The following is a 24,606-nucleotide window of genomic DNA, read 5'->3' on the forward strand; positions in this document are numbered from 1 at the left end:
TTAGTTGTGCTTTTGAAAATGGCGTTGCGCGGGCGCGCGGCGAAAGCGGCGCCCGGCTTAGATGAGACGACGCAGCGCCATATCGTGATCGTCGAACACGTGGCATGCCTCGGCGGGCAACGCAAGCTTGACCACTTCATCGTGCGTCAACGCGCTGTCGCCGGGCACCTTGGCGATCAGTGTCGCCGCGCCCGAGCCGGTCTGCGTTGCGTGGATGTAGCTGTGCTCGCCCATGTGCTCGACGAGCTTCACGCGGCACGCCAGCGTCTGTTCGTTGCGTGCATCGCCGGCCACACGCAGATGCTCCGGACGCACACCGAGCGTCACCTTCATGCCGGCGCGCGCACGCGAGCCGTCCACGCGCGCACGCACGCGCTCGCCGCTTTGCAGGTCGATGTCCACGCCGCCATCGTCGCCACCCACCACCGTGCCTGCGAAGAAGTTCATTTTCGGCGAGCCGATGAAGCCCGCGACGAACCGGCTCTTCGGATGGTGATACAGATCGAGGGGCGCCCCCACCTGCGCGACGCTGCCGTGGCGCTCCATGTGATCGCCGGCCTGCAGGAGCACGATGCGATCGGCCAGCGCCATGGCTTCCACCTGATCGTGCGTCACATACACGGCGCTCGCCTCGCTGAACTCGCGATGCAGACGCGCGATTTCGGTACGCGTCTGCACGCGCAGCGCCGCATCGAGGTTCGAAAGCGGCTCGTCGAACAGGAACACGCCCGGCTCGCGCACGATCGCGCGCCCGATCGCCACGCGCTGGCGCTGGCCGCCCGAAAGCGCTGCGGGGCGGCGTTCGAGATAGCTATCGAGCTGCAGTGCGGCAGCCGCGCTGCGCACCTTCTTGTCGATGACGGCCTTGTCGATTTTCGCCTGACGCAGACCGAATGCCATGTTCTCGTACACGCTCATATGCGGATAAAGCGCGTAGTTCTGGAACACCATCGCGACCTTGCGCTTCGCGGGTTCGACCTCGTTCATGCGTTCACCGTCGATGCGCAGTTCGCCGTCGGTGATCGATTCGAGTCCGGCGATCATGCGCAGCAGCGTGGACTTGCCGCAGCCCGACGGGCCGAGGAACACGCAGAACTCGTTCTTGCCGACTTCGAGGTTGGCGTCGCGGATCACCGCGTTGCCGCTCGCGTAGGCCTTCTGTACGTTGTTGAGGGAAATGCTTGCCATATCGTTTTATGCGAAGTTCGGTTAGCGGTGCGAATCAGACCTGAATCAGCCCTTGAGCGAGCCGGCCATCATCCCCTTGATCACGCGCTCCTGACCGAACGCGTAAGCGACGATCAACGGCAACGACGTGAGCACGAGAACGGAAAGCATCGAGGGTATGTTCGACGCGTATTGCCCCATGAAGTCCCAGATCGCGAGGGGCAGCGTACGGTGCTCAGACGTCGACGTGAGCATGTACGCGAAGATGAACTCGTTCCAGAGACCAATGCCGTTGAAGATCGCCACCGTGGCGAGCCCCGGTCCCGAAAGCGGGAAGAAAATGCGCCAGAAAATGCGGAACGGGCTACAGCCGTCGAGCTGCGCGGCTTCTTCGAGCTCGCGCGGAATCTGCCGCATGAACTCGGTCAGGATGAAGATCGACACCGGCAGGCTGAGCGCCACGTAGGGGCCGAGCAGCGCGAACTGCGTATCGTAAAGACCGAGGTTGCGCGTAAGCAGGTAGATCGGCACCAGCGTCGCATGCAGCGGCACGATCATGCCCGCCACCACGAGACCGAAGAGCAGCTTGTTCAGCCTGAAGCGCATGCGCGCAAACACATAGGCCGCCATCGCGCTGATGACGACGATCAGCGCGACCGACACGCCCACCGTGAACAGGCTGTTGCGGAAATATGTGAAGAACGGCCCCTTCAGCACGGCCGCGTAATTGCCCCAATAAAGGTGGCTCGGCGGCGCCCACACGGAAGTCGTGAAGGTCTCTTCCTGGCTCTTGACGCTCGACACCACCATGAAGATGAACGGCACCGTGGTGACGGCCAGCCAGATCAGCGCGAGGATCGGAATCGTCACACGGGGAAAGCGGAATTTCTTGATCATGCTTCAGACCTCGGTTGCATAGCGGCGCGTGAAGTACATCGACACCGCCGCCACTGCGATGACGATCAGGAACATCGCCGAGCCGATGGTGCTGCCGTAGCCGAGCTGGAACGAACTGAACACCGTGCGATACATGTAGGTGGCCATCACCTCGGACGAGCCCTCGGGGCCGCCGCCGGTCATGACGAAGACGAGATCGAAGTAACGCAGCGAGCCGAGCACGGAAAGGATCACGGCCGTGCGCACCGTGCCCTGCAGGTGCGGCAGCTTGATGCGCCAGAAGATGGTCCACTCGGAAGCCCCGTCGAGCAGCGCTGCCTCGTTAACCTCGGCCGGCATCGACGAGAGGCCGGCGAGGAACAGAATCATGTAGAAAGGCGCGTTCTGCCAGATGATCACGGCGATGGTCGCGCCCAGCGAGAAGTGCGGGTCGCCCAGCCAGTCCTTCGCGAGACCATCGAGCCCGAATGCCTGCAGCGCGACGTTCAGGGGTCCGAAATTCGGATCGTAGATCTGCTTGAACAGCACGCCGATCGCCACGCTCGACATGAGCAGCGGCAGAAAATAGAGAACCTTGAGCACGCGCGAGCCACGGCCGGCCTTTTCCAGCAGCACGGCGAGCGCCAGCGCGACAGGAAGCTGAATGACAATCGAGGCGAGCGCGAGAATCACGTTGTTCTTGAGCGATTGCCAGAACACCGTGTCATGTGCGAGCCGCGCCCAGTTCGCGAGCCCCGTATAGCGGGCCGTATTGCCGAGACCATTCCAGTCGAGCAGCGACAGCCGCAAGCTGGAAACGAGCGGATAAAGCAGGAACACGGCCAGCAGCAGCAGCGCCGGCGCGAGAAACACGACCGTGACGAGCGTTTGCGAGGAGAGCTTCAGCCGGCGTTCGGGTGTAGCGGAAAGTGCAATATTCACGAGCTTTTCAGCCGGCCGGCGCCTTGCGGCGCCAGCCGGACTTTTCCTGAGTGCTGGAGATCAACCGCCCTTCTTCGAAGCGGCTTCCATTTGCTGCGCGGCCGCCTCAGGCGTCACCGACAGACCGAACAGCGCCTGCGTCGTGTCCTTGTGCAGTTCGCCCAACGCCGGCGGCAGAGCCTGGTCGTACCAGAGCTGCACGCTCGGCGCCGCGGCAAGCAGTTGCTGCAGACGCTGCGTGAACGGATCGTCGATCTTGACGTTGTTGACCGGCGGAAGCTTGTGGTCATCCGACGCGCGCGCCTGCATCGCCTGGTCGTCGGTCAGCGACTGGATCAGCTTGAATGCGGCTTCCGGCGTCTTGCACTCGGTCGAGATGCTCAGGAAGCCATCGCCCACCGTGCCGATCAGGTCGCGCGGGTCGCCCTTGCCGCCCGGCACGCTCGGGAACGGGAAGAAGTCGAGATCCTTCGAGAACGTCGGATTTTCGTTGGCGATCGTCGAAGCTTCCCAGGCGCCCATCAGCTCCATCGCGGCCTTGCCCGTATACAGCAGACGGCGCGATGCACCCGAGTCATAGTCGAGGCCGTTGATGCCCGGCGCAAACGCGCCCGCCTTCACGAGCTCCTGAATGCGCTTGCCGGCTTCGATGAACGCCGGATCTTCGAAGCCCTTGCCCTTTCCTGCGATCGCGTCGCTCACGACTTGCGGACCGCCGATACGGTCGACGAGGTACATGTAGTACATCGAGCCCGTCCACTTGTTCTTGTTCGCAAGCGAGAACGCTGCCACGTTGTGCTGCTTCAGCACATCCACGACGTGCATCAGTTCATCCCACGTCTTGGGCGGCGTAATGCCGTACTTCTTGAAGACTTCCTTGTTGTAGAAGATCACGGCGGCCGCGGCGTTTTCGGCAGCGACACCGTAGGTCTTGCCGCCGAACGTCGTGACGCTCCACGACGACTGCATGAAGCGGTTGCGATACGCCGGGTCCTTGTTCAGGTACGGCGTGAGGTCGACGATCTGACCGGATTTCACATATTCCTGCAGGCCGCCGCCGCCCCAGTTCTCGAACACGCACGGCGGCTGGTTCGCACCGAACGCCACCTTCAGCTTCGTCTTGTACGCCTCGTTCAGGACGTGCGAATTCTCGACCTTGTAGCCCGGATCGGCCTTTTCGAAGCGGTCCGACGCGTCACGGATGATCTTGCTCGACGACGCATTGGTCTGCTGATCCCATACCGTGATGGTTTTGGATTCCGCCGCAACGGCGTTCGAAACGACTGCAGACAGTGAAAACAGCAGTGCCGTGGCGCCGGCAATGGCCCGCGCCGTGGAGAAACCTGGGTACGCCATGTTTGTGTCCCCTCTTTAGGAATTTTGAGAGCTACCTGAGTTATCTGCGGGTTTAACGTTAGCCTTAACGTTAGTGGATGTTAAGCCGAGACTCAAACTACGGCTATGCGGGATTTTCCTGGTGAGCCCCCGTGGGAGCTTGCGCCCTGCGCAAGGGTGGTACGCACGGGGACGGTTGCACAAGCGCGCATCTGATAGAATAACCAGCACACAAACGGTATCGCTAACGTGACGAGCGGCCCATCCGCGGAGTAACCAGCGAGTCACGAGCGAGTCTTCGCAGACATGACCTCTCGTAAGCCCACACCACGCATGGCAAGGCAAACTCCAACGCTTGAGCACGTCGCCAAGCTTGCCGGGGTGTCGCAGATGACCGCGTCGCGCGCGCTCAATGGACGCCCGGGCGTGTCGCGCGAAACGCGCGACGAAGTACTGAGAATCGCTTCGGACATCGGCTATGTCGTGAACCGCACCGCCCAGAAACTCTCGGGCGGGCGCAACGGCATCATCGGCATCATTACGCCCACGCTCGACACGCAGTTCTCGAGCGAACTGGTGCTCGGCGCGGGCCGCGCGGCACGCGGCGCGGGCATGGAAATGCTCGTGTACACCGTGTTCGACGAAGACCGCCATACGCATCACGACCTGCTCGGGTTGATCCAGCAATTTTCCGACGGCATTCTCGCCATCCTGCCACGCGAATCGCTCTGCCTCGAAGCCCTCGCCACGGCCAAAGTGCCCGTAGTGGTGGTCGATCAGCGCGGCACGCTCACGGGCTTTCCTTCGGTGTCCGTCGACAATTACGGCGGCGCCTGTCTCGCGGTCGAGCATCTCGCGGAACTCGGCCACAAGCGCATTGCGTTTCTCGCCGGCGACGAAACCATCGAAGGCGTGCGCGACCGCCAGCGCGGCTATCGCGACACCCTCGCCAAGCTCGGCCTGCCACGTGAAGACGCGCTGGTCGCCGCGGGCGACCTCTCGCAAATGATGGCGTTCGACGTCACGTTCGACCTGCTCAATCTCCCCGATCCACCCACCGCGATCTTCACGGCCAACGACCAGAGCGCGTTCGGCGTGATCGCCGCAGTCAGGGAAGCAGGCCTGCGCGTGCCCGACGACATTTCCGTGATCGGGTTCGACGATATCCCCATGTCCGAGCAGTTTCATCCTGCCCTCACTACGATTCGCCAGCCGTTTCAGCAAATGGCGCGTTCGGCGGTCAATACGCTGCTCGCGCAGATCGCCGGCATCGACGCCGCTTCGCAGCGCATCACGCTGCCTGCCGAGCTGGTGGTGCGCGACTCGACCGGACCGGTGCGAGCGCGCCACCGCCGCTCGCGTCACCAGATCGTTTCGACGTAAGTCGAGGCGCGCACCTTCGCATCGGAGGTCACGAGCGCGCCGCCATGCGTGCGGGCGGTCGCAACGATCAGCCTCTGATGCGAAGTGAGCGCGGGCGGCAGCGTCGCCGCCCGGAACGCAATTTCCGAATCGACCGGAATCAGGCGCACGCCATCCAGCTTCAGAAACGTCGAGAGCCAGCTACGGGCATCCATGGAAAGTCCCAGGCTGCCCGCCTTCACGAACTCCGCGATTTCCAGCGCGCTGATGGCTGAAATGAGGATCTCGCCGCCGTCGAGTTCACGGTCGATCGCATCGTGCGCGGCCTGACTCAGCGCTTTCTGTTTGCCGAGCCAGCACACGAGCGCAAGCGTGTCGAGCGTGATCATTACTCTTCCTGCTCGGCGGGAACCGGTGCAAGCGCGTGCTTGAGATTGAAATGCGTGATCGACGCGCGCAGCAGCTCGAGCGGATTCTCCGTCTTGCTGCGATACGGCCGGATTTCAATGGTGGGTTGTCCCCGGTCCGTCACGACGACGGTTTCGCCCAGCGTTTCGACCTGGCGGAACAGCTCGCAGGCGCGGGACTTGAAAATGGCTTTGGATACTCGCTTTTCCATGACGCTCTCCACCCATCAAAATTCTATCGGATTTTTATTGCATCGGGTCGTTGCGCACGCAACGAAATTGCGCTTCGCACCCCAATGGCTCTTTATCGGCGTCGCCCAACCGTTTCCTGCCTGAACTACGCCCTGCACCGGTATATCTCGCACCAACGAACTGCGGGTTTTTACCGGTAACATGTTTCGCCCGAATCCGCCCCGCGGCCCTTTCGCTTTCATATAATCGGTCTGTCTGATGGATGCCCGTCAAGCAGCCCGAGTTGTGATCGAGCGACCCGCGAGGCACGACAACAGGGTGTGTTGCTTGCCGGCGGATATGCGCGAGTAGCGGTGTACGCTTCGCTTGCCGATACGGACGCTGCCGCAGGAAAGCGGAGCGTTGGGGGAGGTGATTACCTTTGCTGCAGACCATCGATTAAGCAGAAACATAATAACGTTACCCTTAACGTTAATTCATGTTAAATGCCCGTTTCCGGCGCCGCCATGCGTGGTTTACCTAGGCTTGGCGAATCGACGCGGAGTCCGCGTAAACCGCGCCGGATCCCAGCCCAGTAAGCAAAGAGCGCCTGGAAAGCTGGCCACAGGGTACTGCAAAAAAGTACCGTTCCGGCTAACGTTAAATGGGCGGTAAGAAAAGTCGTAACGCCGATTCGCGACACTCATAATTATCCCTGCCCCCATATCGTCACACTCGCTGGTCCGGCTCATCCGGCGGCGGCTTCGTCGCAGGCTCCGCATCGAAATGAACGATAAACGCATGCAGCGGCTCGCGCCGTTTCTCCTGGCGGTCGCGTTGCGACTCGCGCTCCCTCTCCGTCACATCGCGCGTTTCATCGGACGTCGCGGCCTGCCCGCTGCGCGCATTGACAGCGGACGCGAAATCGTCCTTCTTGTTCGTCATGGCACTCTTCCCCGACCAAACCGGCACGTCAAACGACGGCTTGAACGTGCTCTCCCACCTGGGGACGCTCGAACGCCACCGCGTCGCCTTTCGCATCGAACAGCGTGACCGCGGACGAGGCCACCTTGATGGCCACGCGCGCGCCCGGCTCGTATTGCGCGTCCTTCTTGTCGAGCTTGAGCGCGACGGCGTGCGCCATGCCGTCGAGACGCGCGTGCAGGATCGAGACATCGCCCAGATGTTCGACCAGCTCCACGCGAGCGGCGATGCCTTCGTCCGCGAAGCCGATGCTCAAGTGTTCGGCGCGCACGCCCAGGGTCAATTCGCCATTGAGTGCGCGATCCGGGCGGCCCGACAACGCGATACGGTGGCTCGCTCCCGCAAGCGCGAGGACGGTCTGCACGCCGTTTTGCGACACGACCGTCGCGCCGAGCATGTTCATCTGCGGCGAACCGATGAAGCCGCCGACAAAACGGTTCGCAGGCCGGTCGTACAGATCGAGCGGCGCGCCCGTCTGCTCGATGTTCCCCTTGTTGAACACCACGATCTGCTCGCCGAGCGTCATCGCCTCGACCTGATCGTGCGTGACGTAAATCATCGTCGTGCCGAGTTCCCGATGCAGCTTCGCGAGTTCGATGCGCATCTGCACGCGCAGCGCCGCGTCGAGATTCGACAGCGGCTCGTCGAACAGAAAGACGCGCGGCTTGCGCACGATCGCGCGGCCAATCGCGACGCGCTGCCGCTGGCCGCCCGAGAGCGCCTTCGGCTTGCGCTCGAGCAGGTGCGTGATCTGCAGGATTTCGGCAGCGCGGCCCACGACCTCGCGTACTTCGCGCTTCGATTTGCCCGAGAGCTTCAGCGAAAAGCCCATGTTCTCCGCAACCGTCATATGCGGGTAGAGCGCGTAGCTCTGGAACACCATCGACACGCCGCGGTCCACAGGCTGCAGATCGTTCACGCGTAGGCCGTCGATCAGAATGTCGCCGCCGCTCACTTCCTCGAGCCCGGCGATCATGCGCAGCATGGTCGACTTCCCGCAACCCGACGGCCCGACGAATACCGTGAACTGTCCATCGGGAATACGAAGATCGATGCCCTGAATGATCTGCGGACCTTCGCCATACGTCTTCACGACGTTGCGCAATACGAGTTCGCCCATTGTTATGTCCTCCTTAGTACGCTTGATCGGCGGCGGCATGTTCCGCGATGACCTTGCCATACCAGTGCGCGCTGTCCTTCAGCGTCCGCTTCTGGGTCTCGTAGTCGACGTACACCATGCCGAAGCGCTTGTCGTAACCGCACGCCCATTCGAAGTTGTCCAGCATGCTCCATGCAAAATAGCCGGCCACGTCCACGCCTTGTCGTGCGGCTTCGGACAATGCGGCGAGGTGCAGATCGAGGAAACGGATGCGGTCGGTGTCCTGCACGCGGCCGTTTTCGAGCACGTCTTTCGACGCGCAGCCGTTCTCGGTGATGAAGATCGGCGGCAGCTTGTACTCGGCATTGAGCTTCGTGAGCAGTTCGGTCAGACCTTCCGGGTAGACTTCCCAGTCCATGTCCGTGAAGCCGTGCACGCCCGGTGGACGCTTGTTGCCCGAAGCGCTCGCGAAGATACGCGTGTAGTAGTTGATGCCGAGGAAGTCGAGCGGCGTGCCGATGATGTCGAAGTCGCCTTCGCGGATCACCTCTTGCGGGCCGTTCGCGCCATACCATTGCAGCGCTTCGGCCGGATATTCGCCCTTGAAGATCGGGTCCATGTACCAGCGGACGAACTTCGCGTATTCGAGCGATGCGGCTGCGAGGTCTTCAGGCGCGTCGGTCGCGCCGTGTGCCGGCGACTGGTTGAGCACGATGCCGAGCGGCGCCTTCACACCATCGGCGCGCATGGCCTGAACGGCCAGGCCGTGCGAAAGCAGCAGATGATGCGCCACGTGCGCAGCCTTCTTCAGGTCGGCATTGCCCGGCGCGAAGTAGCCCGTTGCGTTGCCGAGCCATGCGGTACACCAGGGCTCGTTGTGCGTGGCGATCGACGCCACGCGGTCGCCCAGCACACTGCCGATCTTGCGGGCGTAGTCGGCGAAACGATAAGCCGTATCGCGGCTTTCCCAGCCGTTTTGCTCCGTCTGCAATGCTTGCGGCAAGTCCCAGTGATACAGCGTCGCGAACGGCTGGATGCCGCGCTCGAGCAAGCCGTCGACCAGACGCTCGTAGAACGCGAGGCCCTTTTCGTTGTACGCGCCGCGGCCATCCGGCTGCACGCGCGGCCATGCAATCGAAAAGCGATAGGCGTTGACGCCCATTTGCGCCATCAGATCGAGATCTTCCTCGAGGCGATGGTAGTGATCGCAGGCCACGTCGCCGCTTTCGCCTTTCACGACCTTGCCGGGCACCCGGCAGAACGTGTCCCAGATCGATTCGCCACGGCCGTCCTCACGGGCTGCGCCTTCTATCTGATACGAGCTGGTGGCCACACCCCAGACGAAATTTTCCTTGAATTGAAACGTCGACATAACGGTAGGTATCCTGAATAGTCGTGTCCGCTCTTGCTTGAGCGGCATGAAATGAACGAAGCGAAACTCAGGCCTTGACCGCGCCGGTCGTCAAACCGTCGATCAAGCGCCGCGAGGTGAAAGCGAACAGCACCAGCAACGGCACCACGGCGACCGCCGAGCCTGCCATTACCGCGCCCCAGTCCGAATTGGTCGGGCTTTGCAAAATGCGCAGCGCGAGGGGCAGCGTGTACATCGAGGGCGAACGCAGCACCACGAGCGCCGAGAGGAAGTTATTCCAGGCCTGAATGAAGCTGATGAGCCCGAGCGTGCCCAGTGCCGGCCCAAGCAGCGGCAGCACGATGCTCCAGTAGATGCGGAACTCGCCGCAGCCGTCGATGCGCGCCGCCTCGATCAGGTCGGACGGAATGGCCGACGCGATGTACTGGCGCATGAGGAACACGCCGAGCGCGGCAGCCGCGCCGGGCACGTAGAGCGCGCGCGGCTGATTGATCCAGCCGAGCAGATTCATCGTCATGAAGGTCGGAATCATGCTGAGGAACGGCGGCACCAGCATGGCCGTGAGCGCGACGGCAAAGAGCGTCTTCTTGAAGCGGAATTCATACATCGCAAACGCGTAACCGGCCATCGAGGTGACGAGCAGGGTCAGCACGGTCTGGATCGTGGCCGTATAAAAACTCCAGCCCAGATTGCGCCAGAACGGAATGTGACGCATGAGCGACGCCATGTTGTCGAGAAACGCGTTGCCGAACCACAGCGGCGGCGGCATCGAGAAAATTTCGGAACTCGTATGTGTAGCGAAGACGAACATGAACCAGAACGGCGAGAACATCAGCACCGCGCCCGCCAGCACGACGGCGTAGCCCGTATAACGCGCCTTGTTTTTCGACAGTTTCATCGCTGTGCCTCTTCTTTCATGCCGCTGCGGTGGAAAATGCGCGTGTTGAGCCACATCAGCGCGGAAATCGTGATAAAGAGCAGCCACGCAATCGAACTGGCCGTGCCGAAGTCGCCGTCGTGGAATGCCGTGCGATACATGTAGACCGCCGTCGTCAGGCCGGACTGGCTTGTGCCCATGCCTTCGTTCGGGAGCAGGATGAACGGCTCTTCGAACAGTTGCAGCCCACCGATGATCGAAAGCGTGACCGCGAAGAAGATCATCGGCTTGAGAAGCGGAATCGTGATGCGCGTGAACTGTTGCCAGCCATTGGCGCCGTCGATGCGCGCCGCTTCGTAGAGATCCTTCGGAATGGTTTGCAGCGCGGACAGATAAAGCACCGTATTCCAGCCCACGTAGCGCCAGAAGACGACGACGGAAACCGCCGGCTTCACGTTCGCGGGGTTATACAGCCACTCGATCGGTTTCGAAGGCACGATCCAGTGCAGCCCCGGAATCTTGCCGATCTCGGCGATCGCGAGATTGATCATGCCGAAGTCGGTCGAATACAGCGACGAGAAGATCAGCGCGATCGCCACGCTCGACGTGATGAAAGGCAGGAAATACAGCCCGACCACGAAATTGCGCCAGCGGCGAAATGCGGTTTGCAGAAAGAACGCCAGCGGCAGCGCAATGAGGTGCTGCGGCACGCCGGACATGACCGCCATCGAAGCCGTGTTGTAGAGCGATTTCCAGTACCACGGGTCCGTCAGCGTGAAGGTGAAGTTCGACAGGCCCACCCACTTCATGCTCGCCAGCCCCGCTGTCGCGTCCCAACTCTGGAACGAGAGATACAGCGAAAACAGCAGCGGAAAGGCCAGGAACACGGCGAACAGCAGAAAAAACGGCGCGAGAAAGAGGTACGGTGCAATCTTGACCGGATTGAACCGCGGCTTGCCACGAGCGTGGGCGAGCGGCGCGTGCGTATCGGGCACGAGCCCTTCCCGGGAAACCTGTTCAGTTGTGGGCAGAGGAGAGTTCATCAATAATTCCGTCCATTCGGGCGTGGCCGGCCGGGGCGACCGGCCACGCTGTTGCAGCGGGCTTCAAAGCGCGGCAATGCGTGCCGCGCCGTTTCATCAGAGCCGCTTAACGGCGGACACGATGCGTGATTTCAGCCTGTGCTTCCTGCAGCGCCTGGTGGATGTCCTCGTTGCTGTCGACCACCTTGTCGAGCGCCGAGTGGACCGCCTCTTCGGCAACCTGGTCATACTTGCTGCGCTGGATCGCCGGGATATGCGCGGCCGCATCGCGCCAGATCAGGCGTGCCTTCTCGTTGCCGAGGAACGCCACCGGCTGCGCGAAGAAGTCGTCGTGCTGCGCCGAAAGCAGCGCCGGGAAGGCGTCGATCGAGCGGAGCGAAGCGAGCTGCTCGTCCGGGCGCGTCGTCAGGAACTTGATGAATTCCCACGACAGCTGCTTTTGCGTGGCCTTCACCGGAATCGACCAGAACGTGCCGCCGAACGATGCATAAGCGCCGTCGGGCAGATTCGTTGCGCGCCACAGGCCCTTCGTATCCGGCGCGATCCACGAGGAGAGGTGGCCGCCGAGCCATGCGCCCATCATTTGCGTGGCGACCGTGCCGCGCTTGAAGCTTTCGGCCCATTCGTTCGACCACGGCGTGATCTTCGCGTCGAGGCCGAGATCACGCGCCTTCTTCGCCAGCTCGAATGCCTTCACGAAACGCGGCGAGGTCACGACCGGATTACCGGCCTTGTCGAAGTAGACGCCATCGCCTTCCTTCAGGTCGGCGCGAATATAGATGTCTTCGATATCGCGCGACGACGCCATCAGGTACGCGCCGGTCGCCTTCTTGATCTTCTGCCCGGCCGCCAGATACGACTCCCACGACTTGGTCAAGTCGGCTTCGGTCACGCCTGCCTTGTCGAGAATGTCCTTGCGGTAGAACAGTGTGCCCGGGCCGATATCGCCCGGCATGCCGACGATCTGTCCGTCCTGCGTCGTAGCCTGCGCGAACGTGTAGTTGATGAACTGGCTCTTGTACTGGCCTGCGTTATAGGGCGGCTTCGCCAGGTTCTCGAGACCGCCGCCCGCTGCGAAACGGCCAATGAAGCCGACTTCGACGGCCATCACGTCGGGCAGGTCCGAGCTCGTTGCGAGCGCGGTGGTCATGGCGTTGTGGTGATCGGCGATCGCAAGCGACGACACCTTGATGTCGACGTCCGGATGCAGCTTATTCCACGCGGGAATCGCGTCCTTGATTTCCTGGTCGAGCTTCGGAAACACCGCGACGGTCAGCGTGGTGCTGGCATGCGCAGCCACGGTAGCCAGGCTGAGCAAAACTGCAGCGGCAGTGCCTGAAAAACGGAAATTCATTACATGTCTCCTGGTGAAACGTTTGTGAGTGACGTTCAATTGCTCCCCTGCTGCTACGAACTACTTCCCCTGTTGTATTCATTCGCAGTGCCTGACGCCCTGCTTGCCGCGCTCATCTGTTTGAAAGCGCTTTCACCGCAAAACTAAAAAAACGGCCCGATCTGGATTCGAACCTTATGCACCCGTCTCTCCCGGGCTCGGCGACGGCCCGATGCGACGCGTCGTCTCGCGCGTCACCAGCGTGAGCGGAATGGGGCTCAGTGCGATGGGCTGCTTGCGGATCATCTGCACGATGCCTTGCGCGGCGAGACGGCCGATTTCATAGGTCGGCTGGCGCACCGTCGTCAGAGGCGGCGTCATGTACGAAGAAGTCGGCAGATCGTCGAAGCCGACCAGCGACACATCTTCGGGCACGCGTACGCCGCGGCGGAACATCGCGAGACGCGCGCCGTACGCGGTCTGGTCGTTCGCGCAGAACACCGCGCTCAACGACGGCCGGCGCATCAGCAGCCGCTCCATGGCGGCGAGCCCGCCCGTTTCGAGGTAATCGCCCTGCTCGACCAGATCGGCGTCGAAGCCGATACCCGCTTCTTCCAGGGCGATGCGGTAACCGTCGAGACGCTCGATCGCGTCCTCGTGACTGCTCGGGCCGGCAATGAACGCGATCTCGCGGTGGCCCTGCTCGATCAGATGGCGGGTCGCGTCGCGTGCGCCCTGCAGGTTGTCGATCGGCAGGCCAGCGAGCGCCGTCCCGTTTTGCACCGAGCGCCCAAGTACGAGCATGGGCGCGTAGCGCGAGTATTCGGTGAGCGTCGATTCGTCGAGTTGCGCATGCAACAGAATGATGCCGTCCACGCGGCGCGCGATGAATTCTTCGAGGCGCGCCTTTTCGTCGACGACATTCCAGCGGCTGCTCACGAAAATCGGCGTGAAGCCCGGCTCGGAAAGCGCCTCTTCGATACCGCGCAGCCACTCGGCGTAAAACGGGCTCGACACGGCCTGTGTCAGGACACCGATAGTTTCGGTGCGACCGCTCGCAAGACTGCGCGCCAGCACATTCGGACGATAGTTAAACCGCGCGATCGCCTCTTCCACCGCGCGCTGCTTTTCGGGGAGAACACGCGCGGTGCCGTTCAGGATGCGCGACACCGTGCTCGGAGACACGCCGGCTGCGCGCGCAATTTCTTCCAGCGTCACGTTGGGACCCGGAGTGGGTCCGCTCTGGACACTGGGCGCGCCGGGTGCTTCGTTGGTGCCGTCGGTCATGAGTTCCGCCTGAACATTTTCATGAAAGCGCTTTCAAACACTGAAAAAAGCGCTCCCGGATACGAATTCGAAGGGGCTAAAAGAACGCAGAAAAAGCAGCCGGCGCGACCAGGGTGGAGGAGAGATCGCACCGGCCTCTCTATGTAGAGAATTAAGCAGTACCTAACACAAAGAGATCACAACAACTACAGGTCAAACGAAGTCAAATCAGAACATGTGCATGATGCCCGCGAACACGCCGGTCTGGCTGTGGCCGTAGTTCGGGTTGTCGTTCGAAGACGTGCCCGTCGTCGCGTCGAAGTTGTTGTTGCCGTACGAACCGTTGCCAAGGTTGATGTTCGACGTCGAGCTGTTGTGCACGTAGCCGGCTTCCGCATACAGGAACGTACGCTTCGACAGGTTGTACGTCGTTCCGAGCGTGAACAGCGTGGCGTTGCCGTTGCCGTTGTTCGCGTTCGCGTGGAACACCGCAGCCGTGATCGCCGAAGCGTCGTTCACCTGCCAGCCAGCGCCGATCCACTCGTGGTCCACCGTCGTCGGTGCGCGCACGCCAGCCGGCTGCGACGCGTCGGTCACGCCCATGCTTGCGTTGGTGGCGCTCGGTGCGCTCAAATGCTGGTAGCCAGCGTAGATCTTCACCGGACCGATCACGTACGTGCCGCCAGCGAGAATCGAGCGCGAAGCCGAATACACGTTGTTGAACGAACCGTCCGCGCCGCGGACTTCGTCATAGATCACACGGAAATCGCCACTGCCCCAGGTATAGATGCCTTCGATCGCGTTCGTACGGCCCTGGCCCGTCGGGACGCCCTTGGCGTTGACCGGTGCCGAGTTCCAGCTCGTGTTGTTGGTCAGCGAATACTGGCCCTTGAACACGAGACCGCCGAACAGCGTGGGCGAATCATATTCCGCGCCGTTGCTCGTGCTCGCCCAGTTGCGGCCGCGCACCAGCGTCGAAATCGCGTAACGCTGCATCAACTGCGGGTCCGCACCCCAGCTGTCCTGCGAAAGTTCGCCGGCGCCGAGATTACCCATCTTGAACAGACCGAAACGGTCGTTGCTGAAGCCCACCGTGGCGTGACGACCGAACAGGTTGCCTGCCGAGGCGCCCGTCATCGTATTGAGCTGGCCTTCCAACTGGAACACCGCCTTCGTGCCGCCGCCGAGATCTTCCGAACCCAGCAAGCCGAACCAGGAGCAACCCCAGTCGCCGCTCTGTGCCGAGAACCTGTTACCGCCCGGCAGGCTGGTTTCGTACTGCACGCCGTTGTCGATACGGCCATACAGTGTGACGCTGCTTTGCGCGTGCGCCATCGTCGTCGCAGCTGCCATCACCGACAATGCAATAAGCTTCTTTTTCATTAGCTATCCTATATATATTTTGGCGTCTCCAAACCGCGCAGGTCGCGTGCGCTCTACACGTTCCCTACCAGGCTGCCTCACTGAAATGTTCCGAATCACATTTCGAGGCGATTATAGGGACGCCCCTGCCCCGTGTATCGAACCGGCGGGCTAGGGAAAACTCTGTTACCGATAACAGTTGCGCGACGCGCGGCCCCGGAGTAGGCCCCTGCTTTGTGACCATTCCGTTATGGTCATAAAGCTCGCAACTCCGTTTGCGGTCGTGAGGGAAAATATGCGCAGCGAGGGAAATGTACCGAACAGCTGTGCTACTTCGGCCAAATCGCGCTTGACAGCGCTTTCAAAAGCGACGCTCTGACGTTGTGAAGTTGCAACGGCGACACGAGAGTTTCTTGCCTGTTGCGTCCGCAGCGTTGCAAATCTGCTGATAGCGCTGTCACCAGCAGGCCTGGGCAATAGCGACTATGATCAAGGTATACCCTGCCGGGCAACGAGTCGAGATTCTCCGGTAAGCACATTCAGCGCGGGCGTTGAATCAATCCCGCGGGCTTTCCGGCTTTAGACCATCGCGCCACGCAATTCCCCGCGCCTCGACTCCCGCTGTTCCCCGCCACGTCGCGCGCGACGTCCCGTCCGAACGCAATGCACCAGCACGCACCAGCGCAACTTTCGCCGGGCGACGGCGCTGCCGTTCCATGCCCGGCTGGCGGAACCCCTGACGCGTCCTTGCGGTGACCATTGCACCGCGCACTGCGCGGGCTGGTTTGCCCTCTGACTTCCGCGGCCCTGCGTTGAAGAAGGACCGGAAGACTTGCTGCCGGATGTGACCGGCATTTTTGCCACACTGCAAGGAGGTATCGTGAAAGCCATCATCACTTCCACGCTCGCATTGCTGATTTCCAGCGCCATGGTGCCGGCCGCACAGGCTCAAACCGACTCAGGCGCGAGCAACCCGCAACTCGCGCACAACGTCCGGGTCGCTTTTGCGCGTAATGGCGTCAACACTTCTCATATCTTTGTCTTTGCTCGCGGGGGCACCGTCACGCTGCTCGGATGGGTCGACGCGCACGAACAGGTCGCGCTGGCCGAGCGCAGCGCGGCTTCGGTCGAGGGCGTGCAATCGGTGGACAGTTGGCTTGCGCGTGGACGCTGAGGTCAATGCGATCGAATGCATCGCCGCGCGCGGACGGCGCGCTTCTCGTCCGCGCGCCGTTCTTTATCGATCGCGCTGCGCGATGCCGTGTCTGATCCGTTTGATCCAGCCGCCGCGCCCATAGTCGGTCTGCTGCAGAAACACGGCAATCACGATGATCAGGCCTTTGAGGACTAGCTGGGTGTTGCTGTCGATATCGTTGAGCAACAGGATGTTGCCGAGGAAGCCGAATATGAGGACGCCCGCCACGGTGCCCGATATCCGTCCGACTCCGCCGGCCAGGCTCGTGCCGCCAATCACAACGGCCGCAATCGCATCGAGTTCCCAGCCGGTTCCGGCATCGGCCTTCCCCTGGCGGTACTGCGCCGCATAGAGCACACCAACGAGCGCCGAGAGCAGGCCGGAAATGGCGTAGGCCATCAGCTTGTAGCGGTTGACGTCGAGCCCTGAAACCACGGCGCATTTCTCGTTGCCGCCTATCGCGTACAGATATTTGCCGAACACCGTGCGGTTCATCACGAAGCTGAAGACGAGCGCGATCACGAGAAAGAAAAGCGCTGGCACGGGAATCAGATTGAACAGCAGCGCGCGCAGATTCTCGATTTCGGCGGTCGCATTCGTTCCGCTATAAATCGAATAGACGGCGGTGTCCTGCCCGGCGATCAGCCGCGCGGCGCCGAGCACGCCGACCATCGCCGCGAGCGTGACGATGAACGGTTGCATGCGCCCGCGCGTGATGATCCAGCCGTTGATGCTGCCTACCGTGAAGCCCGCAAGCGGCACGATCCAGAGCACGCCGGCGAGCGGCATGCGGTGCGCGGCGTGCAACGCGATATACAGGCACGCCAGCGCCGCGCACAGCAGCGCAATGCCGCCGCGCACCGCGCGTGCGGCGCCCATATGCGCGCGATGCGAACGCAGCGGCCTGCGCCATGCACCGAGCACGATGAACACGATCGAGAACACGGCAATCGCATTGAGCACGACCGAGGCGTAAGTCGCCCGGTTCCATCCTTCGGTAGTCAGCAGCATGGCGGTCAGCACGCTGCCGAGGCCCATGATCGCGCCGACGGAAAGATCGATACCCGCGGTGATGATCACGAGCGTCATGCCGATCGACATCACCCCGACGTTGGCGACCTCGCGAAACACGTCGGAGATATTGGCGCTGGAAAGAAAGATGTTGCTGCCATCGGTCGAGTGAGGCGAAGTGAACGCGCCCACCACGAGCAACAGGATCAGCCCCAGATAGTACTTCAGGTGCGTCATGAGCGTGCTGATTTGACGCCTGCGCGTGGGCGCGTCCGGCTCGGCGACATGGTCCTGCACATGCAGCATGGTCAGTCTCCAGTCAGTATCGATTCAAGGCGAAGCAAGATTGATCAGCAGGTCGCCGGAAAAATCGCTGCGCGGTACGATCTGTTTGGCGCGCCCTTCGCACAGCACGAGAATGCGGTCGCACAACAAGGTCAATTCGTCGATTTCCGAACTGGCGATCAGCACCGTCACGCCCGAGCGCGCCGCGTCGAGTATCTGGCGGTAGATCTCCGCTTTGGCGGCGACGTCGACGCCGCGCGTCGGTTCGTCGAGCAGCAGGATGCGCGGCTTCGTCATCAGCCATTTGCCGATAATGAGCTTCTGCTGATTGCCGCCCGACAAGCTACTGGCGCTTTGCGCGAGGCTGCGATGCTTGACCCGCGAGGCCCGCGCCTGTTCGGCGGCCCAGCCGCACAGCCTGCGCCGCCGGTAGAACGGAAAGCCGGGCACGCGCGGCAACGACGGCAGCACGAAATTCGCTTCGAGCGACTGGTCGAGCACGAGGCCATCCTTCTTGCGGTCTTCGGTCACGAAGGCAAGACCCGATTCTGCGGCTTCGTTCGGCGACCTGAATGACCGGTTCCGCCCGGCAATGGCAATGGCGCCCTCCTGCTGGTAGGCCGAAATCCCGTAGATGGCTTCGAGCACTTCGGTCTTGCCCGCGCCGAGCAGACCCGAGAGGCCGAACACTTCGCCCTCGCGCACCGCGAACGACACGTCGCGCACCATCGCGCGCGCCGGTCCCCACAGCGACAGATTGCGCACTTCCACACTCGTGCTGCGAGCGCGTGGCGCCTCGTCCGCGCCGCGCTCTGGCGGCGCGAAGTCCTTGCCGATCATCATCGAGACGAGTGCCGTCGAGGACTCCACCTGCGCGACCGGCAGCGTCGAGATGCGCCGGCCGTCACGCAGCACGGTCACGCGGTCGGCCACGGCGAAGACTTCGCCCAGCCGGTGGCTGATCAGCACGATGCCCATGCCGCGTTCGCGCAGTTGCCGCGTGAGCGTGAGGAGTGCGGAGGTCTCCGCGTCGGAGAGCGCCGAGGTCGGCTCGTCCATGATCAGCACCCGAGCTTCGGCCACCAGCGACTTGGCAATTTCCACGAGTTGTTTTTCGCCCACCCGCAGCGCGCCGACCAGCGTATCGGGACTCGCGCGAAAGCCCAGTTGGCCGAGTACGCTGCGCGCTGCCGCGCGCATGGCGCGCCGGTCGGGAAAGCCCCAGCGCGTGCGCGGTTCCTTGCCAAGGAATATGTTGTCGACGGCGGAAAGCGTATCGACGAGATTCAACTCCTGATGAATGACCGCGATCCCCGCATCGATCGCGTCGTTGACGCTCGCGAGGCGCGTGGGCACGCCCCGCACGCGTATCGTGCCGCTGTCGGGCGTATAGAGCCCGCCCAGCATCTTCATCAGGCTCGACTTGCCCGCGCCGTTCTCGCCGACGAGCGCATGCACCTCGCCCGCTACGACATCGAAGTCGACGCTCGACAACACGGCGCTGCCGTTGAACGAAATCGACAGGCCAGCCGCCTCGATGAGCGGCGCGGTGGCGGTGGCATTCATTCAGGAGTGGCTAGCAATATACGCCTTGGCGTTGTCCGCAAAGATACCCTGGGTCGGCAACGTCACCTTCTTCGGGATCTTTTCGCCGTGCAGGAGCTTGAGCGCCTGGCGTATGCCTTCGGCGCCGGGCGTGGGGTACATGAACGTGCCGGCAAGCAGGCCTTGCGAGACCCACGTCGCGCCCTCCTGCGGCAACCCGTCGATGCCCACGAACTTGATGCTCTTGTCGCGCCCCGCGTCCTTGGCCGCGAGATAGGCGCCGTAGGCCATCGGATCGTTGTGCCCGTACACCACATCGATTTTCGGATTCACGCGCAACACCGTCTTCATGTACTCGTACGCCTTGTCCTGCTTCCAGTCGCAGTCCACGCGTTCGCCCACGAGCTTGATGCCTGACTCCTTGCCGATCACGCTCGCCGCGCCGTCGTGGCGGTCGTGCGCCGGCTGCGCGCCGAAGCCGCCCCAGACCTCGACGAGATTGCCCTGCGCGTGACCCGGGCCGCCCATCAGCTTGACGATGAATGCGCCGGCTTCGCGGCCGATCTGCACGTTGTCGCCGCCGATGAACTGCGTATAGGATTCGCCGTTCACCTCGCGGTCGAGCACGAACACAGGAATGCCCGCCTTATAGGCCTTTTCCACCACGCCGGTCAGCCCGGCCGACTCCTTTGGCGAAATGAAGATCGCATCCATTTTCTGGGCAATGAAATTCTCCATGTCCGCATTCTGCTTGTCGGTGCGGTCGCCGGCGTCGGCAATGATCAGATCGACCTCGGGATGCTTCGCGGCTTCGGCTTTCATGTCCTTGTTGAACTGCACTCGCCAGGGCTCGACCGTGGTCACCTGCGAGAAGCCGAAGCGGTATTTCTTCTGCTGCCCGAACGCGGGCGCACTGAGCGTCCCGAGAAGACCCGCTGCGCCGGCAAGCGGCACGGCGACCAGACCCGCAACCAGAATGCGTCGTTGACTGTCCATTGCCCTGTCTCCTTTGTTGTCTGAACCGGGCGGCGCGTGCGGCCGGCCTCGGGTGCTGCGAAAAATAAAACGTTATAGCGGCGGCGCGGCGGAGGCGCGCGCCGCTTCGCCCCATTCGTCATACCGCACCGGGCCCGTGCTGTCGCGCACGCGCAAGTCGGCACGCATGCGCAAGTGCACGATCTCCGGGCTCTCGCCCAGCAACTGCTTGTGCAGGAGATGCCAGATGCCGCGGGCAATCGCTTCGGCGGGCTGACGAATCGAACTGATGCCGGGGCGCAGTACCGACATCCACGGCGCGTCGTCGAAGGAAAGCAGCGAGATGTCGTCCGGCAGCTGCAGGCCCGCATCGCGGATCGCCCGCAGCGCGCCGAGCGTCGCGACGTTCGCGCCTGTGAAGAGCGCAGTGGGGCGTTCGCGCGCGGCGAGCACGCCGAGCGTCGTCGCGTGGCTTTCGGTATCGCTCATGCCGCACACCACGACGTTGGCGTGCTGCGCCAACCCGGCGCGCTGCATTGCGTCCTGGTAGCCCTGGGCCCGCTCGCGGCTGTTCACGAGATCGAGCGCATTGACGATGAACGTGATGCGGCGGTGACCGAGCGCGATCAGATGCGCGGTACCGTCCATCGCCGCACGATGACTGTCGGTCGTGACCGTGTTGGCGGGAAAACTGTTGTCCACGCGATCGGCCATCACGAGCGGCACGTCGCATTCCCGCAGTTCGCTGATTGCGTGCTCGTAGCCGTGGCACGGAATGATGATCATGCCCGCGACCTGGCGCGAGAGGACGAAGCGGATGCGCTCCGCTTCGCGCTCCGGGTCCTCCTGGGCGTGCGCGAGGATGAGCCGGTAACCGGATTCGAGCGCGTGGTCTTCGAGCGCGCAGACGAGTTCGATGAAGAACGAATTGGTCAGGTCGGGCACGACAAAACCAATCGACGTGGAGCGGCAACTGCGCAGTTCGGCGGCCAGACTATTGCGCCGGTAGCCGAGCTTGCGAGCCGCCTCCCAGACCTGGCGCTGGCGCGCTTCGCTCACGTTTGCGGCACCCGCGAGCACCTTCGACGCCGTGCCCAGCGAGACTCCCGCCGCATTCGCGACGTCCTTGAGCGTACTGGCACTTTTCTTGCGGTCGTCCATGCTGGTCTTTCCGCCCGAGGTGATGCGCCGGCGTTATCCGTCCGTTACCCGTCCGAACTGAAACGTTTCATAGAGTAGGAAATGGATTTTCAGGCTTCAAGGGAGGGTTTTTCCGGGTCGCCGGGGAGAGCGCGCGAGGACTAGCGGTAATTCACGAAGTTGATGATGTCGTTGAGAAAGCTCAGAGGTCGCCTATAAATAAGTAGCGAGACGGCGCCAAAGCCTTGTCTGGCAAGGGTTTTCGCCCGACGCCCGTGCGGGTGTAGCGCGGTCTTGTAACGCATCCAGTGTGAAACCGAAAGACCGGCGGGCTCAAAGCTGCCCACCCCACTTCTCCCATCTCAACGCGCATGCGCGTGGTAGGGCTCCTCATCGGAAGCGGAAATTCGATCAAAACGGACCGAGTTCATTGCGGTCGGTCGTCAGATCGCGGTCCCTTTGTCGCTTCTTGAGGTACTGCGGTCATCCGACGGCCGGTCTTGTTGGTCGGGCATCGGCCAACACAGTCAACAGCGCCGCAGACCTTATCGACTTGGCGTACGCCGAGTTCCGAGTCATTGGATTTGAGGAAGCCGCGTCAGAGAGAGATTGCGCCGGAAGCTGCTTGTATTGCCGCAGCAATCTCGTCTTCGCTGCGCCCCCCATTGATTGCAATGCTTCCCCCAAAGACAAAGTGAGGAACCGAACGGACACCGGCATTGGCCGACTTGGCCGCTTCCTGCTCGACGCGGCGGTGCTGTTTGGGATCAAGTGCAATGGCACGCGCCTGATCGCGGTCGAAACCGTAGTCGGCTGCGATGTCGGCCAGCACGTCCGCATCGGCGATGTTCTTCGCTGCGATGAAATAAGCATGGGTGATTGCAACTGCGAGCCTGTGCTGCGTGCTACGCCCAGCGGCCGCCAGAATCACCGCATGAGCAGCTTGAGTCGGATAGGTCCAGAGTTGGCGGCCAAGATCCAGGTCGAAGCCCGAAGCGCGAGCTTCTCCTTCAGGGCGAGTAAAGGCAATTGTTGGATCGGTTATGCCATAGCGCGAGCGCAGCAAATCAGGAATGTAGAGGCCGCCTGCCGGCGCATCTGGCAGTAGCAGGACTGGATGCTGCCGAATATCAACGGCCAGGTTGGGGAAACGCTCCGCCAGCACTTTGTCGAGACGGTGATGTCCGACGATGCACCACGGACATGTGATTTCAGTATAGAGATCTATTTGCATAACCATCCTCTCGTGATCTGGTCTTCGCGCTATGAATTTGAAGGTAGTTCGGCATCGATTCCGCTCAGTTGAACCGATACGTCCCACAGTCGTCTTGCGAGTTCTGGATTCCGCGCGTCCTGAGACGGAGTGCATTCACCAGAGGGGCCTCGCAATTCAGAAGTTCTCGTCGGCCCGTAATAGCCGCCGGACTTTATTTGTCCGGTCGCCGCCTGCAATGCACCCCACGCGCCCTGAGCCGGCGTATTGAAGAACAGGCCGATCAATGACATTGCGATGTTGCCCCACCAGCTATCGCGCGCAAGGTTGGTTCCAGCAAGGCCCGGATGGCAGGCCACTGCCGTAACAGGTATACCCGCCGCTCGCAGTCGCCGATCCAACTCAAAGATAAAAAGCAGATTCGCAAGCTTGCTGGCTGCATAGCGAGGCATCCACTTGTAACTCTTCTCCGCATCAAGATCGTCCCACTCGATCTTCGCGTCCTTGTGCAGGCCGCTGCTCGTGACAACGATGCGCGTCCCGGATGTTTCCGTGAGCTTGGGCAGCATGAGCGCAGTGAACGCAAAGCAACCAAGATGATTGACGCCGAATGTCAGCTCGAAGCCTTGCACCGTATGCTTTAGCTTCGGCCCTTGCACGCCCGCATTATTGATGAGCGCGTCGATGCGCGGTTCCTTTTCGGCCAGTTTTGCTGCGTTCCGCACGCTCGTCAGATCTGCGAGGTCAAGCGGCAGGAATGCGAGATTCGCTCCAGGGGTCTTCAGACGAATCCGGCTGATAGCCGCTTCCGCTTTCGACTCGTCACGGCACGCGAGAAGCACCCTGGCTCGCCGTGCCGCCAACGTACTCGCTATTTCAAAGCCTATGCCGGTGTTGGCGCCGGTGACGACAAAAGTCTTTCCCGATTGATCGAGTACATCAGCATGGGTGAATCCGCTCATGGAGTGAACCTTGTCGAGACGTTATTGCGTTAATGGTTAGCGATGCCTGGCGCGGCACGCACGAACTTCCTGTCGGTCACCTGGTCAACCAGGAACTTCGCAAGATTGCCTCTGGAGAGCTTCATGCTGAGTTTGGTTTTTCCATACCAACCTACATCCACGCTGCCATCCGCGGGACCATCCTTGAGGTTCGGGATGCGTACCAGTGTCCAGTCCAGGTCCGAATTGGCGATCAATTCGCCAGTCGCCTCGATGTCCTCATACCCTTTGCGCGCGATAACCTTGAACAACAGCGCGAACGCATGGGTTTTGAAGGCAAAGCTATCCTTGGGATCACGATAGGCAGCCGTAGAAATCTGGATAAGACGGCGCACGCCTGCGTGCTTCATCGCGGCGATGATGTTGGTCAAGCCGTGCATGATCGGCTTATCGCCTTGCACCTTGAGACTGTTGGGACCAAGGGCACTGATGACTGCATCGGCACCTTGAACGCTCCTCGCAATGGCACTCTGGTCTTGCAGGTCGCCGACAACGATTTCTACCCTTCCCGCGAACGACGCGAGTTTCTTTGCGTCGCGCGTATAGACCGACAGGTTGTAGCCCTGCTTCAAGGCTTCCTCGATGATGTGCCTTCCGGTCGGCCCGGTCGCACCGAACAGCGCGATGGTTTTTTTCCCGGCCATG

The 24,606-nt window shown here is 62.0% G+C and carries 23 protein-coding genes; 2 read left to right on the forward strand and 21 right to left on the reverse strand.

Annotated elements, in window-relative coordinates; all coding sequences use genetic code 11:
* Window positions 1–57: 57 nt before the first annotated feature.
* The 4 genes from AB3X98_RS01090 to AB3X98_RS01105 are packed head-to-tail and all read right to left on the reverse strand — an operon-like array spanning window position 58 to window position 4,341.
* The gene (locus AB3X98_RS01090) at window positions 58–1,188 is read right to left on the reverse strand and encodes a sn-glycerol-3-phosphate ABC transporter ATP-binding protein UgpC (RefSeq protein ID WP_342948217.1); all 1,131 of its coding nucleotides are present in this window, start codon (window positions 1,186–1,188) and stop codon (window positions 58–60) included.
* A 45-nt stretch (window positions 1,189–1,233) separates the two neighbouring features.
* Entirely contained in the window at window positions 1,234–2,064 is an 831-nt protein-coding gene (locus AB3X98_RS01095; RefSeq protein ID WP_069262203.1) for a carbohydrate ABC transporter permease, read from the reverse strand.
* A gap of 3 nt (window positions 2,065–2,067) precedes the next feature.
* Window positions 2,068–2,985 carry a carbohydrate ABC transporter permease gene (locus AB3X98_RS01100; protein WP_256094494.1) on the reverse strand — a complete coding sequence of 306 codons (918 nt, stop codon included), beginning with the start codon at window positions 2,983–2,985 and terminating at the stop codon, window positions 2,068–2,070.
* A 60-nt stretch (window positions 2,986–3,045) separates the two neighbouring features.
* Window positions 3,046–4,341 carry an extracellular solute-binding protein gene (locus AB3X98_RS01105; protein ID WP_069262204.1) on the reverse strand — a complete coding sequence of 432 codons (1,296 nt, stop codon included), beginning with the start codon at window positions 4,339–4,341 and terminating at the stop codon, window positions 3,046–3,048.
* A 285-nt stretch (window positions 4,342–4,626) separates the two neighbouring features.
* Between AB3X98_RS01105 and AB3X98_RS01110 the strand changes: the two genes are divergently transcribed.
* Window positions 4,627–5,703 (forward strand): LacI family DNA-binding transcriptional regulator, encoded by a 1,077-nt coding sequence (locus AB3X98_RS01110; protein WP_368603224.1) that lies wholly within the window; start codon window positions 4,627–4,629, stop codon window positions 5,701–5,703.
* Here the strand turns inward: AB3X98_RS01110 and AB3X98_RS01115 are convergent.
* The 10 genes from AB3X98_RS01115 to AB3X98_RS01160 all read right to left on the reverse strand — a co-directional run bounded on the left by AB3X98_RS01115 (window position 5,682) and on the right by AB3X98_RS01160 (window position 15,617).
* Complete coding sequence (locus tag AB3X98_RS01115) at window positions 5,682–6,071, reverse strand: type II toxin-antitoxin system VapC family toxin (RefSeq protein WP_133183964.1); 390 nt, start codon at window positions 6,069–6,071, stop codon at window positions 5,682–5,684. The genes AB3X98_RS01110 and AB3X98_RS01115 overlap by 22 nt on opposite strands.
* Window positions 6,071–6,301, reverse strand: coding sequence for a type II toxin-antitoxin system Phd/YefM family antitoxin (locus tag AB3X98_RS01120; protein ID WP_069262207.1), 231 nt, complete (start codon window positions 6,299–6,301; stop codon window positions 6,071–6,073). Before AB3X98_RS01120 ends, AB3X98_RS01115 begins: the two co-directional genes overlap by 1 nt.
* A 688-nt stretch (window positions 6,302–6,989) precedes the next feature.
* Window positions 6,990–7,205, reverse strand: a complete 216-nt coding sequence (locus AB3X98_RS01125) for a hypothetical protein (RefSeq protein ID WP_368603225.1) — start codon at window positions 7,203–7,205, stop codon at window positions 6,990–6,992.
* A gap of 28 nt (window positions 7,206–7,233) precedes the next feature.
* Window positions 7,234–8,364: an ABC transporter ATP-binding protein gene (locus tag AB3X98_RS01130; RefSeq protein WP_368603226.1), complete on the reverse strand. Its 1,131-nt coding sequence runs from the start codon at window positions 8,362–8,364 to the stop codon at window positions 7,234–7,236.
* 13 nt (window positions 8,365–8,377) lie between these two features.
* Window positions 8,378–9,715, reverse strand: a complete 1,338-nt coding sequence (locus tag AB3X98_RS01135; protein ID WP_368603227.1) for a GH1 family beta-glucosidase — start codon at window positions 9,713–9,715, stop codon at window positions 8,378–8,380.
* 67 nt (window positions 9,716–9,782) lie between these two features.
* Window positions 9,783–10,613, reverse strand: coding sequence for a carbohydrate ABC transporter permease (locus AB3X98_RS01140; RefSeq protein WP_028204698.1), 831 nt, complete (start codon window positions 10,611–10,613; stop codon window positions 9,783–9,785).
* The gene (locus tag AB3X98_RS01145) at window positions 10,610–11,635 is read right to left on the reverse strand and encodes a carbohydrate ABC transporter permease (protein WP_069262211.1); all 1,026 of its coding nucleotides are present in this window, start codon (window positions 11,633–11,635) and stop codon (window positions 10,610–10,612) included. Before AB3X98_RS01145 ends, AB3X98_RS01140 begins: the two co-directional genes overlap by 4 nt.
* A 106-nt stretch (window positions 11,636–11,741) precedes the next feature.
* Entirely contained in the window at window positions 11,742–12,989 is a 1,248-nt protein-coding gene (locus AB3X98_RS01150) for an ABC transporter substrate-binding protein (protein ID WP_368603228.1), read from the reverse strand.
* Between the two features lie 174 nt (window positions 12,990–13,163).
* Window positions 13,164–14,255 carry a LacI family DNA-binding transcriptional regulator gene (locus tag AB3X98_RS01155; protein WP_368603229.1) on the reverse strand — a complete coding sequence of 364 codons (1,092 nt, stop codon included), beginning with the start codon at window positions 14,253–14,255 and terminating at the stop codon, window positions 13,164–13,166.
* A 207-nt stretch (window positions 14,256–14,462) separates the two neighbouring features.
* On the reverse strand, window positions 14,463–15,617 hold the full coding sequence (locus AB3X98_RS01160) for a porin (protein ID WP_368603230.1): 1,155 nt from the start codon (window positions 15,615–15,617) through the stop codon (window positions 14,463–14,465).
* Between the two features lie 811 nt (window positions 15,618–16,428).
* Here AB3X98_RS01160 and AB3X98_RS01165 point away from each other — a divergent pair.
* Window positions 16,429–16,770 (forward strand): BON domain-containing protein, encoded by a 342-nt coding sequence (locus AB3X98_RS01165; protein ID WP_256094495.1) that lies wholly within the window; start codon window positions 16,429–16,431, stop codon window positions 16,768–16,770.
* Between the two features lie 63 nt (window positions 16,771–16,833).
* Here AB3X98_RS01165 and AB3X98_RS01170 read toward each other — a convergent pair whose 3' ends face one another.
* From AB3X98_RS01170 to AB3X98_RS01200, 7 genes are all read right to left on the reverse strand, one after another.
* A complete protein-coding gene (locus AB3X98_RS01170) occupies window positions 16,834–18,108 on the reverse strand; it encodes an ABC transporter permease (protein ID WP_368603231.1) in 1,275 nt (424 codons plus the stop codon).
* A gap of 24 nt (window positions 18,109–18,132) precedes the next feature.
* Window positions 18,133–19,653, reverse strand: coding sequence for a sugar ABC transporter ATP-binding protein (locus tag AB3X98_RS01175; RefSeq protein ID WP_368603232.1), 1,521 nt, complete (start codon window positions 19,651–19,653; stop codon window positions 18,133–18,135).
* Window positions 19,654–20,628 (reverse strand): substrate-binding domain-containing protein, encoded by a 975-nt coding sequence (locus AB3X98_RS01180; protein WP_069262217.1) that lies wholly within the window; start codon window positions 20,626–20,628, stop codon window positions 19,654–19,656.
* Between the two features lie 72 nt (window positions 20,629–20,700).
* Window positions 20,701–21,768, reverse strand: coding sequence for a LacI family DNA-binding transcriptional regulator (locus AB3X98_RS01185; protein WP_069262218.1), 1,068 nt, complete (start codon window positions 21,766–21,768; stop codon window positions 20,701–20,703).
* Window positions 21,769–22,345: 577 nt separating this feature from the next.
* Entirely contained in the window at window positions 22,346–22,981 is a 636-nt protein-coding gene (locus tag AB3X98_RS01190) for a DsbA family oxidoreductase (protein ID WP_368603233.1), read from the reverse strand.
* A gap of 29 nt (window positions 22,982–23,010) precedes the next feature.
* Complete coding sequence (locus AB3X98_RS01195) at window positions 23,011–23,922, reverse strand: oxidoreductase (protein WP_368603234.1); 912 nt, start codon at window positions 23,920–23,922, stop codon at window positions 23,011–23,013.
* A 29-nt stretch (window positions 23,923–23,951) separates the two neighbouring features.
* Window positions 23,952–24,605 (reverse strand): NAD(P)-dependent oxidoreductase, encoded by a 654-nt coding sequence (locus tag AB3X98_RS01200; RefSeq protein ID WP_368603235.1) that lies wholly within the window; start codon window positions 24,603–24,605, stop codon window positions 23,952–23,954.
* Window position 24,606 lies beyond the last annotated feature (1 nt).

The sequence above is a fragment of the Paraburkholderia sp. BR14312 genome, from assembly GCF_040948675.1.
Lineage (GTDB): Bacteria > Pseudomonadota > Gammaproteobacteria > Burkholderiales > Burkholderiaceae > Paraburkholderia > Paraburkholderia nodosa_A.